We start from the raw sequence: 15,760 nt of genomic DNA on the forward strand, positions 1-15,760 counted from the left end.
GAGTTTCGTATGGGAAAGACAGTCATTATGTTTCCGGGACAGGGAGCACAAAAGATTGGAATGTCACAGGAATTTTATGAAAAATATAAAGTGAGCCGTGATTGCTTTGAAAAGGCTGAAAATGTAACGGGATTAGACATGACTAATCTGATTTTTAAAGAAAATGAAAATCTTGATAAGACAGAATATACGCAGATAGCATTGTATACAGCTGAAATGGCAGCTTTTTATGCAGGAGTGGAGGAAGGTCTGACATTTGACTGTGCAATCGGGCTTTCCCTTGGGGAGTACAGTGCAATGACAGCCTGTGGTGCAATAGATTTTGAAGATTGTGCGTCTCTTGTGAGAAACCGTGGAATTTATATGGAAACAGCGGTTCCTGACGGACATGGAGCTATGGCAGCCGTTATCGGACTGGACTCCGGTAAAATAGAAGAAGTTATATGTCGCAGCGGATTAGATAATGTAGGGATTGCAAACTATAACTGTCCGGGACAGATTGTTATTTCAGGTGAGGCTGAAAATATAACAAAAATTATGGAAGACTTAAAAAATGCGGGAGCAAAAAGAGTCCTAAAGCTTAATGTAAGCGGACCGTTTCATTCACCTATGCTTGCACAGGCAGGAGAAAAATTAAAAAAGGATTTGGAAAAGGTAAATATTAAAAATCCACATATTCCATATTATGCCAATTATACGGCGGAACTTATTGATAAAAATACATCTACTGAATATATAAAGAGCATTCTTTCAAAACAGGTCAGCGGTTCTGTCAGATTCGAGCAGTCGGTAAGAAAGCTGATTGAATCGGGATTTGACAGATTTATAGAAATCGGTCCGGGTGATACACTCACAGGATTTGTTAAAAGAATTGCAAAGGACATGAAAGTTGAAGGATTGGTATATGAAAAGATTTGAAAATAAAATTGTGCTGGTAACAGGGGCAGGACGTGGAATCGGTGCGTCAATAGCCAAGCGTTTTGCATCAGAAGGTGCAGAAGTAATAGTTAATTACAGCGGAAATGACGAGGCAGCACAAAAGACTGTTGATGAGATAACAGCGACAGGCGGACAGGCACAAAAATATAAGTGCAGTGTGAATGACAGTGAAAGTGTCAAAGTCATGATAGATGAAATAATTAAAAAATTTGGAAGAATTGATATTCTTGTTAATAATGCCGGAATAACAAAAGACGGACTTATGCTCAGAATGACTGATGAAGATTTTGACAGGGTAATAGATGTCAATCTGAAAGGAACATTTAACTGCACTAAATATGTATCAAAATACATGTTAAAACAAAAGTCAGGAAAAATTATCAATATTTCTTCTGTGGTGGGACTTTCCGGAAATGCTGGACAGGTAAATTACAGTGCCTCAAAGGCTGGAATTATTGGTATTACGAAATCAGCGGCAAAAGAACTTTCAAGCAGGGGAATTACTGTAAATGCAGTTGCACCCGGATATGTTGACACTGACATGACAAAAGTGCTTTCAGACAATATCAGAAATGAAATTCTTAAAAATATACCATTACAAAGAATGGGCAATGTGGAAGACATAAGTAATTGCGTTGCATTTCTTGCATCTGAAGATGCTTCATATATAACAGGACAGGTAATATCTGTAGACGGAGGTATGCATATATAATGAGAAGAGTAGTAGTTACAGGACTTGGTGCAGTCACACCAATTGGACTTAATACAGATGATTTCTGGGATGCGATAAAGAAAAATACAGTTGGTATAGACACAATAACTTCTTTTGATTCATCAGAATATAAAGCACATCTTGCAGCTGAAGTAAAAGGATTTAATGCAGCTGACTGTATGGATTTCAAGGCTTCAAGGAGAATGGAAAAGTTCAGCCAGTATGCAGTAGCAGCTGCATTTGAAGCTTTAAAGGATTCAGGACTTAATATTGAAAATGAAGATGCATATATGGCAGGTGTTTCAGTAGGTTCAGGAATTGGCAGTTTATCAGCAATGGAAAACAGCCACAAAAAACTTCTCGAAAAGGGACCATCAAGAATCAACCCGCTTCTTGTTCCTATGATGATAACTAATATGGCAGCAGGAAATGTATCAATACAGCTTGGGTTGAAAGGTAAAAGCATAAATGTTGTAACTGCTTGTGCAACAGGTACTAATTCAATAGGTGAGGCGTACAGAAGCATACAGCATGGGGAAGCCGATATTATGTTCGCAGGAGGTACAGAAAGTGCGGTTACACCTATTGGCATAGGCGGATTTGCAGCACTTACGGCATTGTCTGAATCAACAGACCCGTTAAAAGCATCTCTTCCGTTTGACAAAAATAGAAATGGATTTGTTATGGGAGAGGGAGCCGGTGTAGTTGTTCTTGAAGAACTTGAGCATGCATTGAAGAGAAACGCACATATCTATGCAGAAGTAGCAGGATATGGATGTACATCTGATGCTTATCATATCACTTCGCCGATGGAAGACGGAAGTGCTGCTGCCCACGCAATGGAACTTGCAATGAAAGAGGCAGGGCTTGCACCGGAGGATATAGATTATATTAATGCACACGGAACAGGCACACATCACAATGACTTATTTGAGACAAGAGCGATAAAATCAGCATTTAAAGAAGATGCAAAAAGAGTTCCGATAAGTTCAACAAAATCTATGATAGGCCATCTTCTTGGTGCGGCAGGTGCAGTCGAGTTTATCGCATGTGTAAAATCAATACAGGATGGATATATACATCCGAATGTCGGACTGACTGAAACGGAAGAAGAGATGAACCTTAATTATGTCAGGGATAAAGGAATTAATTGCGATGTAAATGCAGTGATATCCAATTCACTCGGATTCGGAGGACATAATGCCTCAATACTTATAAAAAAATATATTGCTTAAAGGAGGGCTTATATCATGGAATTAGACAGTGTGCTTAAACTTATTAATGCCGTGTCGGATTCATCGCTTACAAGCTTTACGCTCGATGACGGCAATACCAAACTATCTTTTGCGGCAGACAGGGCCGAGGTTATAAAGAATAATGAATTTTCAATTGTAAGAAATACAAAAGAAGAACAAAACAGTTCTTATGAACATCATGAGAATGATAATATTGCGGTAGACAGTACAAATGTAGTTTCATCACCGCTTGTAGGAATTTTTTACAGTGCCGCATCACCTGATGAAAAAGATTTTGTCAGTGTCGGTGATACAGTGAAAAAAGGGCAGGTTTTAGGAATTGTTGAGGCAATGAAGCTTATGAATGAAATAGAAAGTGAGTATGACGGAGTTGTCAAAGAAATACTTGTAGATAATGAACAGATGGTTGAGTACGGTCAGCCGATGTTTGTTATTGAATAAAATGTAATAGGCAGTCAGTTTATAAAAATATTTAAGGAGTCAGAAATGTTACTTAATACAAAACAGATTATGGAAATCATTCCACATCGTCATCCTTTTCTGCTTGTCGATACAATTGAAAGCATGATTCCGGGAAAAAGTGCTGTTGGATATAAATGCGTCACATATGACGAGCCGTTTTTCAGCGGACATTTTCCTGATGAACCTGTAATGCCTGGAGTTTTACAGATTGAAGCATGTGCACAGGTAGGGGCAGTTGCGATACTTTCGCTTGAAGAAAACAGGGGAAAGACAGCATATTTTGGTGCAATAAACAATGCAAGATTTAAAAGAAAGGTAGTTCCGGGAGACCGTCTTCGCATGGAATGTGAAATCATAAAACAGAAAGGACCTCTCGGTATAGGAAAGGCAGTTGCAACAGTTGATGGGGAAACAGCACTTACAGCTGAACTTACATTTATGATTCAATAAGTGATGTGCAGAATTTCCGTAAAAGCCTGCAGCATTGTGTTGTTGTTTTACAGAATTTACAAAAATGGAGATATATTATGTTTAGTAAGGTTTTAATTGCAAACAGAGGCGAAATTGCAGTAAGAATAATCCGTGCATGCAGGGAAATGGGAATAAGAACAGTGGCAGTTTATTCTGAAGCAGATAAAGATGCACTGCATACACAGCTGGCGGATGAAAGTGTCTGCATAGGAAAGGCACAGGCTCTTGACAGTTACCTTAACATGGAAAGGATACTCAGTGCGACAGTTGCTTCGGGAGCTGAGGCAATTCACCCCGGATTCGGATTTTTGTCTGAAAACAGTAAATTTGCAGAGCTTTGTGATAAATGTAATATAACATTTATCGGACCGTCAGCTGAAGTAATTGAAAAAACAGGTAATAAACAGGAAGCAAGAAATACTATGATAAAAGCAGGTGTTCCGGTTATTCCGGGAACTAAAGAACCTGTAATGGATGCCGGAAGGGGAAAAGAGATTGCCGCTTCAATCGGGTATCCTGTTATGATAAAAGCTGCTCTAGGTGGTGGTGGCAAGGGCATGCGTGCTGTATATGATGAAAAAGATTTTGAAAAAGAGTTTAATAATGCACAGCGTGAAGCCATAAATGGATTTGCCGATGGTACTATGTATATTGAGAAGTATATAGAGAATCCACGTCATATAGAATTTCAGATACTTGCTGATAATTATGGAAATGTAATTCATCTTGGGGAGAGGGATTGTTCGATACAGAGAAATCATCAGAAAATGGTTGAAGAATCACCATCTGCTGCTCTTGACGAAAAAACGAGGCAGCAAATGGGCGAGATGGCAGTAAAAGCAGCGAGAGCAGTAGGATATACTAATGCCGGAACTGTAGAATTTCTGCTTGATAAAAATAAAAATTTTTATTTTATGGAAGTAAATACGAGAATTCAGGTTGAGCACGGCGTCACAGAGATGATGACAGGCGTTGACCTTATAAAAGAACAGATAAAAATAGCATCCGGGGAGCATCTTGCAATAAAGCAGCAGGATGTAAAGCTTTCAGGTGCTGCAATAGAAATGAGGATTAATGCAGAAAATCCTTATAAAAAATTTGCTCCATGTCCTGGAAAAATCAGTGATTTGCATATTCCGGGAGGAAATGAAGTGCGGGTTGATACGGCAGTGTATACAGGATATACAATTCCACCGTTTTACGACTCAATGATTATGAAAATTATAGTTCACGATAAAGATCGCAGACAGGCAATCAATAAAATGAAAAGCGTTCTGGGTGAAGTAGTTATAGATGGTATTACAACAAATCGTGATTTTCAATATGAAATCTGCAATAATAAGCGGTTTGAGACAGGTGATATAACAACTGACTTTATTGCACAGGAATTTCCTGACTTTATATAATATATATCAGTATTATTTTATACTGGTATATTGTGTACATGAATTTTGATGTTGTGAAAAGGAGAGAACATCATGCATCTTAATTTTTTATTTAAAAAAGATAATGATAATATATCAAAAAAAGGAAAAGTTAATGTTCCGGACGGGCTGTTTACCAAATGTCCGAAATGCTCAAAGATGATACTTACAGAGGAGCTTTTCCTTGATAATTGTGTGTGCCATTCATGCGGATATTACTTTAAAATAGATGCGAAAACAAGAATATCAATGGTTATAGACAAAGACACGTTTGAAGAATGGGACACAGGCATAGAAGAAAAAAATCCGTGTGATTTTGAAGGATATATACAAAAAACGGCTGATTTAAAGTCTAAAACAGGGCTTGACGAAGCAATAGTTACAGGAAAAGGGAAAATAGACGGAAAAGATACAGTAATAGGGGTCTGCGACACACGTTTTCTTATGGGAAGCATGGGAAAAGTTGTCGGTGAGAAGCTTACAAGGGCGTTTGAAAAGGCTACACAATTAAAACTTCCTGTTATTGTATTTACATGTTCAGGCGGCGCAAGGATGCAGGAGGGCATAATTTCTCTTATGCAGATGGCAAAGACAAGTGCTGCAATAAAAAAACATGATGAGGCAGGACTTTTGTATACAGTGGTGCTTACTGACCCGACAACCGGCGGCGTTACGGCAAGCTTTGCAATGCTTGGAGATATCATTCTTGCGGAACCAGGGGCTCTTATTGGGTTCGCAGGACCGCGTGTAATAAGACAGACAATAGGACAGGAACTTCCTAAGGGATTTCAGCGTGCGGAATTTCTTCTTGAACACGGAATTATTGACAATATTGTTGAAAGAAAAGATTTGAAGCAGACACTGTCGCTTATAATAAAGCTTCACAGTAAATGCGACAATAAAATGGAAGATTATAAAAAATATCTCAGTGATAAGATGAATGAACTGAAATATAAATATGAATATGAATATGATGAAGATAAAAATCATTTGAATTCATGGGAGAAAGTGCAGGCGGCAAGAAGCAGCATGCGTCCTACGGCTCTTGAATATATAGACAGGCTCACAAAGAATTTTTACGAACTTCACGGAGATAGATTATATGGAGATGATAAGTCTATAATTGGAGGAATTGCAATGTTCGGCAAGCAGCCCGTTACCGTTGTCGGACTCCAGAAAGGTATGGATACAAAGGATAATATATACAGAAATTTTGGAATGCCACAACCGGAGGGGTATAGAAAATCACTGCGTCTGATTAAACAGGCGGAAAAATTCCACAGACCTGTAATATGTTTCGTTGATACACCGGGTGCATATCCGGGAATGGGAGCAGAAGAACGTGGACAGGGTCGTGCAATTGCTGATAATCTATTTGAAATGTCAGATATAAAAACGCCTGTACTTACAATTGTGACAGGCGAAGGCGGAAGCGGTGGTGCATTGGCACTGGCTGTTGCTGATGAAGTATGGATGATGGAAAATTCCATTTATTCAATACTATCGCCTGAAGGATTTGCAAGTATTCTTTATAAAGATGCAAAAATGGCAGAAAAAGCAAGCGAAGATATGAAAATCACAGCAAAAGACCTGTTGGACATGGGCGTGATAGAAAAGATAATTCCCGAATATGGAATCATGACAAGAGAAAAATTAGGTTTTATTGGATTATATATGAAAACCGCTATAGCGGATTTTCTTATAAAAACACAGAAAATGATGCCGGAGGAGCTTATTTGTAAAAGATATGACAGATTTAGAAAGTTTTAATAAACATATTTTACTAAAAGAAAAAAATATTATTCCGCTTATGCAGGGCGGGATGGGTGTAGGAGTAAGTTTTTCGGGGCTTGCAGGAGCCGTTGCATCATGTAATGCCATAGGAATTATATCAACTGCACAGGCCGGTTTTGCAGAACCTGATTTTGAGACAAATACGCTTCAAAGCTGCCTTAGGGCAATAGACAGACAGATAAAAAGAGCAAAAGAAATAGCACAGGGACGTGGACTTGTAGGTGTGAATGTGATGACTGCGTTAAGACATTACAAAGAGCATGTAGCACAGGCAGTAAGAAGCGGTGCGGACATTATTGTATGCGGAGCCGGGCTTCCGCTTGATTTGCCGGGAATTGTCCGTGACGAATGTGAAATGTCGGGTGTTAAAAAGCCTCTTATAGCACCTATTGTATCATCTCAGCGTGCGGCTAAGCTTATATTGAAGCACTGGAGTGCAAAATATAATGACAGTCCGGATATTGTGGTTGTCGAAGGCCCTCTTGCGGGAGGACATCTAGGTTATACAAAGGATGAAGCACAGAATCCAGCAGCAGTTGATTTTTATAAGATAATAAAAGATGTAGCGGAATGTGTAAAAGAATATAGTGAAAAATTTTCAAAAAAAATTCTTATAGCAGCAGGAGGCGGCATTTACACAAAAGAAGATGCACAGAAAGTATTAGAGAGTGGGGCGGATATGATTCAGGTTGCAAGCCGTTTTGTTGCCACATACGAGTGTGATGCTGCACCAGAATATAAAAATGCTTATATAAATGCCACTCAAAAAGATATTCAGATTATAAAAAGTCCGGTTGGCATGCCGGGCAGGGCGATAAGAAATAAATTTGTCCAAAGAATCGAAAAAGAAAATATACCTGTAAAAAAATGTCTTTCGTGTCTTTCACACTGTAACCCATCGCAGATACCATATTGCATAACCAATGCACTTATCAATGCGGTAAAAGGTGATGTGGATAACGGACTTATTTTCTGCGGAGGCAGAGTCGGAAGCATTGGCAGGCTTCAGACGGTAAAAGATGTAATTGAGGAACTTGGGATAAATGTATCACAGTAAATATGCGGGTTGATACATATGTCACCTGTTATAAATCTTCCTTTTTTTGTAATATTCTATTGTAAAAATTACAACAAAAGGAGGATTTTTTATGTGTGCAAAAAACAAAAAATTAAAAAAATTTCTTTGCTTGTCTGCGGCGGCCATGCTGGCATTTTTAATGTGTGCAGCATGTCTGTTAGTTCCGGCAAAGGGAGAAAATGGTCCGTGTGATACGGGTGATTGGGCATTTGCTTATATTTCAGTCGGAAACGATGGTGATTCGAGCAATCCGCAGGGAGAATACAAGACTATATATTCTGCCAACTCAAAAGATATTTCAACAGTGGAAGGAATATCTTACGACAGAGCTTCAAACACCCTTACAATCGAAAATTACAATAATACAAAAAACAGAATTGCAATGAATATGATGGGTGATGATTTCAAAATCAACATAAAAGGTGAAAATCATATCGGAGAACTTACTTCATACGGTGATGGCTGGGGCGGAAGCATAACACTTACCGGAAACGGTACGCTGTACATTAACGAAAACAAGTCCTATGAAATGGGCATTTATATGAATGCCGAGAATACAAAATCAGTGATTACTGTCGGACCTGAATGTAGTGTATATGTATATTCGGGACGGAATGCCATCGTATCTTCATCAAATACTACAAGCGATATAATAAAAGCAGAAAGCAAAATTAGTACACAGCTTCAGACAGAAGTAACTCATCCTGTAAAAATGACAATGATATTTGCAGGTTATTTCAGCGATACATTAGAACCTTGGGAAGGTAATGTGTATACAAAGGAAGGCGACAGTGCAAAATATGACTGTTTAAAATCAACAAAATCTGACGGAACAGTAACTTATTGTTATTATGAGTTAAAGAAATACGACGGTTTCGACAAAGGCTATATAGGCGTTAAAAAAGAAGAGTTAAGCGAAAAGTCATCTGATTATAAGATGACAGACGAGATTGTAAAATGGTATAGTGCAGATTCTCTCAGCGGTTCTACTTCAGCTCTCGTAAAAGATACAAAGACAGGCGAAGAAGCATATGCCGTAGTATCAAAATATGAAAATTCTAAGGGCTATCTTTGCAAGATAATCGCAAATTTCGGTATTGATGAATATAATCAGGAGACATGTCTTGTTGATATTGATAATCCTGTTGCTGATATTGAAAATCCTAACGAATATTATGTTAAGCTTCCTGACGGTTACGAGGCTGTCGGCGAGGAGATGACCAATATTTATAATGTGTCTGTAAAGAATGAAAAGGTAGAGTTTATCGGTTCATCTGCAGCTCCGGATGATAAAAATAACGATGTCAAAAAAGATGAAGAAGTAATTGAAATTCCGTCAGATGACAAGACTGTCGAAGCGGACGATTTCAACGAGATAATCAACAAAAATCAGGATTCTGATGTAATTATCAATTCTAATAACGATATTTCGTTTAAGTTTGAAAAAGGTACTATGAATCAGGTTGATGGTGTTGATAAATACGATTTTACAACAGAAGTTGTAAAGGAAGTTGAAAATGCCGGAAAGCTCCCTGCCGGGGTAACATCAGAAAACTTTATTCAGAAAATTGATTTCGCATATTCGGGACAGCTTCCTGCAAAGGCGGAAATCAAGATACCTGTAGGAACACAGTATGCAGGTCGTACACTTTATTACAGCAGACTTTACGATGACGGCACAATCGAAAATATTATGTCGGCAGCAGTTGATGAAAATGGTGTTATAACAGTTGAACAGGACCACTGTTCTGTATATCTTCTTACAACAACAAAGCTTACACAGACTCACGTGAGCGGTTCAGGTACGCAGGCAGCTGCACCTAATACGGGGGACAGTGCACCTTTAGCGTTTATGTTACTCGCAGTTGTTATCAGCAGCTTTGTATTAACTGTTATTGGTATTGTAAAGAAACATAAAAATTCAGTTTTTTATTAAAAACATTGTCTGATTCAGTTTTAGCATACAAAAATATATGATATACTCTGATTAAAGCGACAACAGTGTTAAAGTGCGTGTATGTACGGACTGTGCGGCTGTTGCCGACTATGTAAAACTGAAAGGGACAATAATTAATGGAAAATAAAGAGATAAAAGGTATCATTCATTCAATTGAAAGTTTTGGCTCCGTAGATGGACCGGGTGTGAGGTATATCGTATTTTTGCAGGGCTGCCGTATGCGTTGCAGATACTGCCACAATCCCGACACATGGGCTTTAAATGACAAGAACTCCTATGAGGAAACTCCGGCCGAGACATTAAAGAAGGCTATGAGATTCAAGGCTTATTGGAAGGAAACAGGCGGAATAACTGTGAGCGGCGGAGAGGCACTTTTACAGATTGATTATGTGACAGAGCTTTTCAGGCTTGCAAAAGAACAGGGAGTTCATACGACACTTGACACATCAGGTAATCCGTTTACAAGGGAAGAGCCGTTCTTTAGCAAATTTAACGAACTTTTAAAATATACAGATTTATTCCTTCTTGATATTAAGCATATTGATCCTGTTAAGCACAAGGATTTAACACAGTGGGATAACTCTAATATTCTTGATATGGCAAAATATCTTTCTGATAACGGCAAGAAGATGTGGATTAGAAATGTATTAGTTCCGGGTTATACTGATGGTGAAGAGGATTTACAGAAATTAAGCGACTTTATCTCTTCGTTAAAGACAATTGACCGTGTTGAGGTACTTCCATATCATACACTTGGCGTATTTAAGTGGAAAGAATTAGGAATCGATTATACACTGGAAGGTGTCAGTCCACCTGATGGTGAGCTTATCAAAAAAGCAAATGATATTTTAAAAACAAGTGAATACAAGGGCTACCTTAACAGACAGTAAAATTATTAGCCCATTTTTAGCTTCCCGGTCATTTCATATGGCCGGGAAGTTGATTTATATCGGTAAAAAATGTATAATATAAATATTATAACCTGATACAGAATTTTTTAACAATATATTGAGCAGGAGTGCAAAAGTTATGGAGAGATTAGTGGATTTACATGTGCATCTTGATGGCTCGCTCTCACTTGAAACTGTAAAGGAGCTTGCCGCAAGACAAGGAATTGAGATTCAAAACGATGACATACTTATTAAAAAACTTCAGGTTTCAAAAGATTGCCGTGATTTGAATGAATATCTTACAAAATTTGAATATCCGCTTATGCTGTTACAGACCATTGATTCGATAGAATATGCGGTTTATTCGCTTATGAAAAGGCAGTCGGAACAGAATCTTTTGTACAGTGAGATTCGCTTTGCACCTCAGCTTCACACAAAAAAAGGACTTTCACAGGAAGAAGTTGTAACAGCTTCCCTGAAAGGAAGACAAAAATATTTCGATGAATTAAGGCAGAAAGAAAATATAAAAGAAGGTGACATCCCCTCTTTTTACAGCAATATTATATTGTGCTGCATGAGAGGAAACGGCAACGAGAGGGAAAATGAGGAGACAATAAGGATAGCCGCAGAGTTTCTCAGTGATTCGGATGGGGTTGTTGCAGTTGACCTTGCGGGGGCAGAAGCCCTGTTTCCCACATCGGATTATGAAAAGCTATTTGCACATGCGAGAGCTGAGGGGATTCCTTTTACAATACATGCGGGTGAGGCGGCAGGACCCGAAAGTATCAGACAGGCTGTTGATTACGGCACAGCAAGGATAGGTCATGGGGTAAATTGTATACATGATAAAAATTTGATGAATATTATTGCAGAAAAAGGCATAACATTGGAGTTGTGTCCGACAAGCAATCTCAATACCAAAATTGTCAATGATATAAAAGACTATCCTATAGATAAAATTATAAATAATAAAATTAAAGCTACAATAAACACAGACAACATGACAGTTTCGGGAACTGATGAGGCATCGGAGATGAAGCTTATATGCGATACGTTCGGTTACGATGGGAATATGAGAAGAATATTTGTAAATAATGCGATAGATGCCGCATTTTTATCAGATGAAATGAAAGAGAAATTAAGGGGTAATTTATAAAATGAAGGTAAATGAACTTTTTTGCAGGGAGTGTGTTGAGCAGATATATGTACCTGATGTAGTCAGAGTTGATTTATTAAGTATTATTGAAGAAAAGTTAAAAAAAGCTGGATTTTACTACAGAATTGCTTACAGGGTGAAAGCGGTAGATTCTACAGTTGATAAATTGCAGTTTAAAGATTACAGACGTCCGGGGACGGAAAATGAAGATAAAAAGATGCAGGATTTAATCGGTATAAGAATCATGCTTTATTTTGTGGATGATGTATCAATATGCCGCAGTCTTCTGGACACACTATTTGCAACTCCCGGTGTGTGGGAGACGACAGAAACAAATGAATATGAATTTAAAGCGATGAAAATAAATGGTATTTTCAGGCTTCCGGGTTATCTTGCAAAAACAATAGTTAATCCTATGCTTTCGGATTATATAGATGACACGTTTGAAGTCCAGGTAAGAACCAATTCATTTGAGGGCTGGCATGAGATAGAGCATGATTTAAGATATAAAGGTTCGGCTTTCGGTGAAGGCAATGAAGCTCTTGCAAGAAAAATGAACAGTATTCTTGCAACTCTTGAACTGTGTGATGATTCGGTTGTCAAGCTTCTTGAAGATCTGGGCCATCAGCATTACAAAGATCATAAGTGGGGAGACATGATAAGGTGCCATTACAGACTCAAGATGACAAATGAGCTTATACATCCAGAACTTAAAAAGGTGTTTGATGAAGATACAGAACTTGCAAAAATATTTTTTAAGTTTGACAGAAAGCTTGCTATAAGCAGATTGTGGAATAATACGGCAGACAAGATACCTGAGCTTACAATCAATTACATAATAAAGATTGTCAATCAGATAGGACCTGATGATGAACGTCTTAATAAGGCCTTTGAACTTATAGATAATGAGTCAGGAACAGAAGATAATTTTACAAAGAGAAAGAAGTTTGAGCCGTTCCATATGCTTGGAAGTTACAAAGTATTTACGGCAGATACATATCTTGATACAACGAATCTATCTGAGAAAGATGCTTTTAAAAAGGCATCTTCATACATATATGCATGGATACATTCAAGATATTGTGAGGCATTTTCTGATTTACCTGATACAGTTGATAATTATTACCGCAGTGTTCCGGGATATACTGTCAATGTAGAATATAATGAAGATAATATGCACTTTTATGAATGTTCAACGCATATAGATTCAAAGATTGCAAGCAGGATATGGGTATCGAAAGCATCTTTGGTAAAAAATGATAATGGTATAGAATTTAAGGTGAGCAACGAGTATGCCGAACCAAAAGACAGGTACAGGGATAATGAAAATGTTCTGTTTTCACGCCCTAATTTTTATGGTGAAATTGCTGACAATATAGGTATCTGCGATGTTGTAAGACTCAAAGAAAATGTAAAATATGTTAGCAGTGATAATTATGATGAGATGTGCAGTCTTATAAATAATAAAGACAGAAAATTTCCTGTCATAGTATTTATGGCAAAGGATAATTCATGGATTGACAAGTTTGATGTTAATTATTTTGCATATCTTGTTGGATATTATGCACATATAAAAATGATTGACGGTGATGAGTGCTGCAGAAGATTTATAGAAGAATATGGACTTGATAAGGAAAGATGTGAAGATTCAATCACTGTTTTCTATGACACAGATAATCCGAAAACAAGTTATAAATCCGATATTATTGACACTACATTTGAAGTTATTAAGCTTGAACAGAAGAAGTATTGGAATGAAAATGGCTGCAGGGCATACAGACGCCAGCTTGTTGCTGAAATAAGAGAGAAAAATATTGAAAATGCGGACCTGTAATGATATAATAAATAGGTTTTGTATATGAATAAACGATAAATGGAGGAAAAAATGGATTATAATAAACTTGCACAGATGCTTTTTCCGGATGTAAAGAATTCACCGGAATATTACGAAGAAAAGTTCCCATACAGAAAACTTCCTGCAAAGGCTCAGGTTACACGTATGGCACCAAGTCCTACTGGATTTATACATCTTGGAAATCTTTACAGTGCACTTGCTGACGAGCGTATAGCACACAGACATGGCGGTGTATTTTATTTAAGAATTGAAGATACTGATGAAAAGCGTAAAGTTGACGGAGCAGTTGAACTTATTATTGATACACTTCGTTATTTCGATATCGAATTTGACGAGGGTGCAGGTTTTCCTGATGACGCTCCACAAAATATATACGGACCATATTTCCAGAGACAGAGAGTTGAGATTTATCATGCTTATGCAAAGAGTCTCGTAGAAAAAGGTCTGGCTTATCCTTGTTTTTGTACAGAGGAAGAACTTGAAAGCGTAAGACAGAAGCAGGAAGAGAATAAGGTTCTTACAGGATATTATGGTGAATATGCTGTATGCCGCAATCTTTCTCTTGAAGAGATTGAAAAGAACCTGAATGAAGGAAAGTCTTATGTGTTAAGACTCCGTTCACAGGGCAGTCCTGACAAGGAGATTACATTTGTTGACAGTATCAAGGGTGAGATTAAGCTTCCTGAAAATATACATGATATTGTTTTATTAAAACGTGATGGTATTCCGACATATCATTTTGCACATGCAATTGATGACCATCTTATGCGTACAACAGTTGTTGTAAGAGGCGGAGAGTGGCTTGCATCTGCACCAATCCATTATGAGCTTTTCCATGTGCTTGGGTTTAAGATGCCTGAATATGCCCATACTGCCCACCTTATGAAATTCGACGAGGAGACAGGTGGTAAGAGAAAGTTATCAAAGAGAAAAGATCCGGAACTTTCACTTGATTATTACAGACAGGATGGATATCATCCATATTGTATGAAAGTTTATCTTATGACACTTCTCAATTCTAATTTTGAAGAGTGGCATGAGCAGTTCCCTGATAAAGATATTAATGAATTTCCATTTTCAATTGAGAAAATGAGCCAGTCAGGTGCTTTATTTGATAAAGATAAACTTCATAACATCTGCAAGAATGAACTTTCAAAGCTTTCAGAGGATGAACTTTATGATTTCCTTTACAACTGGGCGTCAGAAAATGCACCTGAAAAGAAGGATATATGGTTTGCCGATAAAGAAAAAATGCTTGCAATATTAAGACTCTACATGGGTGTTGGCATGAAGAGAAGAAGAAAAGATTTTATGTATGCAAAGCAGATATTTAACATGATTTCATATTTCTTTGACGGGGAAAGCACTGACGAAAAAGATGAGTTCAGACTTGATATGTCAGAGGTTAAGAATATTCTTAATGATTATATGGCAGCATATAACCATGATGATGATAATTCAGCATGGTTTAACAAGCTTAAAGAAATTGCTGACAAGCACGGCTATGCATCAGATATGAAAGCTTATAAGGCTTCACCTGAGAGTTTCAAGGGTAATGTGTCTGATATAGCTGAAGTTGTAAGAATTGCCGTTACAGGACGTGCCAATACACCTGATTTGTGGTCAATTGTTCATATAATGGGTGAAGAGCAGATGAAACAGAGGATTGAAAAAGTTATTAACAGATAAAGAATTATGAAATTTATAAGACATTGAATTATAATGGGAAAGCCGTTTATTTGGCTTTCCTTTTTTCTTGTTAGGCA

At 37.6% G+C, this 15,760-nt stretch carries 13 protein-coding genes; all 13 read left to right on the forward strand.

Annotated features, from left to right (window positions below; all coding sequences use genetic code 11):
• Nucleotides 1–9 precede the first annotated feature (9 nt).
• The 13 genes from fabD (at nucleotide 10) to gltX (ending at nucleotide 15,683) form a co-directional block, all read left to right on the forward strand.
• Nucleotides 10–918, forward strand: coding sequence for an ACP S-malonyltransferase (gene fabD, locus WMO38_RS04640; protein WP_349161722.1), 909 nt, complete (start codon nucleotides 10–12; stop codon nucleotides 916–918).
• Nucleotides 905–1,651 (forward strand): 3-oxoacyl-[acyl-carrier-protein] reductase, encoded by a 747-nt coding sequence (fabG, locus tag WMO38_RS04645; RefSeq protein ID WP_349161723.1) that lies wholly within the window; start codon nucleotides 905–907, stop codon nucleotides 1,649–1,651. Before fabD ends, fabG begins: the two co-directional genes overlap by 14 nt.
• Nucleotides 1,651–2,886 carry a beta-ketoacyl-ACP synthase II gene (gene fabF / locus WMO38_RS04650; protein WP_435390973.1) on the forward strand — a complete coding sequence of 412 codons (1,236 nt, stop codon included), beginning with the start codon at nucleotides 1,651–1,653 and terminating at the stop codon, nucleotides 2,884–2,886. Before fabG ends, fabF begins: the two co-directional genes overlap by 1 nt.
• A gap of 15 nt (nucleotides 2,887–2,901) precedes the next feature.
• Complete coding sequence (accB, locus tag WMO38_RS04655) at nucleotides 2,902–3,348, forward strand: acetyl-CoA carboxylase biotin carboxyl carrier protein (RefSeq protein ID WP_021865683.1); 447 nt, start codon at nucleotides 2,902–2,904, stop codon at nucleotides 3,346–3,348.
• Nucleotides 3,349–3,393: 45 nt separating this feature from the next.
• Entirely contained in the window at nucleotides 3,394–3,819 is a 426-nt protein-coding gene (gene fabZ, locus WMO38_RS04660; RefSeq protein WP_021865682.1) for a 3-hydroxyacyl-ACP dehydratase FabZ, read from the forward strand.
• Between the two features lie 77 nt (nucleotides 3,820–3,896).
• Nucleotides 3,897–5,246 (forward strand): acetyl-CoA carboxylase biotin carboxylase subunit, encoded by a 1,350-nt coding sequence (locus tag WMO38_RS04665; protein WP_349161724.1) that lies wholly within the window; start codon nucleotides 3,897–3,899, stop codon nucleotides 5,244–5,246.
• A 72-nt stretch (nucleotides 5,247–5,318) separates the two neighbouring features.
• Nucleotides 5,319–7,034 (forward strand): acetyl-CoA carboxylase, carboxyltransferase subunit beta, encoded by a 1,716-nt coding sequence (gene accD, locus WMO38_RS04670; RefSeq protein WP_349161725.1) that lies wholly within the window; start codon nucleotides 5,319–5,321, stop codon nucleotides 7,032–7,034.
• Complete coding sequence (locus tag WMO38_RS04675; protein ID WP_349161726.1) at nucleotides 7,012–8,115, forward strand: NAD(P)H-dependent flavin oxidoreductase; 1,104 nt, start codon at nucleotides 7,012–7,014, stop codon at nucleotides 8,113–8,115. The genes accD and WMO38_RS04675 overlap by 23 nt, the downstream gene beginning before the upstream one ends.
• A gap of 91 nt (nucleotides 8,116–8,206) precedes the next feature.
• A complete protein-coding gene (locus WMO38_RS04680; protein WP_349161727.1) occupies nucleotides 8,207–10,072 on the forward strand; it encodes a hypothetical protein in 1,866 nt (621 codons plus the stop codon).
• Nucleotides 10,073–10,209: 137 nt separating this feature from the next.
• Nucleotides 10,210–10,983, forward strand: coding sequence for a pyruvate formate-lyase-activating protein (gene pflA / locus WMO38_RS04685; protein ID WP_349161728.1), 774 nt, complete (start codon nucleotides 10,210–10,212; stop codon nucleotides 10,981–10,983).
• 139 nt (nucleotides 10,984–11,122) lie between these two features.
• Nucleotides 11,123–12,139 carry an adenosine deaminase gene (gene add, locus WMO38_RS04690; protein WP_349161729.1) on the forward strand — a complete coding sequence of 339 codons (1,017 nt, stop codon included), beginning with the start codon at nucleotides 11,123–11,125 and terminating at the stop codon, nucleotides 12,137–12,139.
• 1 nt (nucleotide 12,140) lies between these two features.
• Nucleotides 12,141–13,973: a RelA/SpoT-related domain-containing protein gene (locus WMO38_RS04695; RefSeq protein WP_349161730.1), complete on the forward strand. Its 1,833-nt coding sequence runs from the start codon at nucleotides 12,141–12,143 to the stop codon at nucleotides 13,971–13,973.
• Between the two features lie 51 nt (nucleotides 13,974–14,024).
• Nucleotides 14,025–15,683, forward strand: a complete 1,659-nt coding sequence (gltX, locus tag WMO38_RS04700) for a glutamate--tRNA ligase (RefSeq protein ID WP_349161731.1) — start codon at nucleotides 14,025–14,027, stop codon at nucleotides 15,681–15,683.
• Nucleotides 15,684–15,760: the final 77 nt, after the last annotated feature.

Source organism: Lachnospira hominis (ex Hitch et al. 2025) (assembly GCF_040096395.1).
Classification (GTDB): domain Bacteria; phylum Bacillota; class Clostridia; order Lachnospirales; family Lachnospiraceae; genus Lachnospira; species Lachnospira hominis.

Excerpts from the sequence above, each read along its gene's own strand:
- fabD (WP_349161722.1), top strand. The coding sequence starts at position 10 with ATGGGAAAGACAGTCATTATGTTTCCGGGACAGGGAGCACAAAAGATT.
- fabG (WP_349161723.1), top strand. The coding sequence starts at position 905 with ATGAAAAGATTTGAAAATAAAATTGTGCTGGTAACAGGGGCAGGACGT.
- fabF (WP_435390973.1), top strand. The coding sequence starts at position 1,651 with ATGAGAAGAGTAGTAGTTACAGGACTTGGTGCAGTCACACCAATTGGA.
- accB (WP_021865683.1), top strand. The coding sequence starts at position 2,902 with ATGGAATTAGACAGTGTGCTTAAACTTATTAATGCCGTGTCGGATTCA.
- fabZ (WP_021865682.1), top strand. The coding sequence starts at position 3,394 with ATGTTACTTAATACAAAACAGATTATGGAAATCATTCCACATCGTCAT.
- WMO38_RS04665 (WP_349161724.1), top strand. The coding sequence starts at position 3,897 with ATGTTTAGTAAGGTTTTAATTGCAAACAGAGGCGAAATTGCAGTAAGA.
- accD (WP_349161725.1), top strand. The coding sequence starts at position 5,319 with ATGCATCTTAATTTTTTATTTAAAAAAGATAATGATAATATATCAAAA.
- WMO38_RS04675 (WP_349161726.1), top strand. The coding sequence starts at position 7,012 with ATGACAGATTTAGAAAGTTTTAATAAACATATTTTACTAAAAGAAAAA.
- WMO38_RS04680 (WP_349161727.1), top strand. The coding sequence starts at position 8,207 with ATGTGTGCAAAAAACAAAAAATTAAAAAAATTTCTTTGCTTGTCTGCG.
- pflA (WP_349161728.1), top strand. The coding sequence starts at position 10,210 with ATGGAAAATAAAGAGATAAAAGGTATCATTCATTCAATTGAAAGTTTT.
- add (WP_349161729.1), top strand. The coding sequence starts at position 11,123 with ATGGAGAGATTAGTGGATTTACATGTGCATCTTGATGGCTCGCTCTCA.
- WMO38_RS04695 (WP_349161730.1), top strand. The coding sequence starts at position 12,141 with ATGAAGGTAAATGAACTTTTTTGCAGGGAGTGTGTTGAGCAGATATAT.
- gltX (WP_349161731.1), top strand. The coding sequence starts at position 14,025 with ATGGATTATAATAAACTTGCACAGATGCTTTTTCCGGATGTAAAGAAT.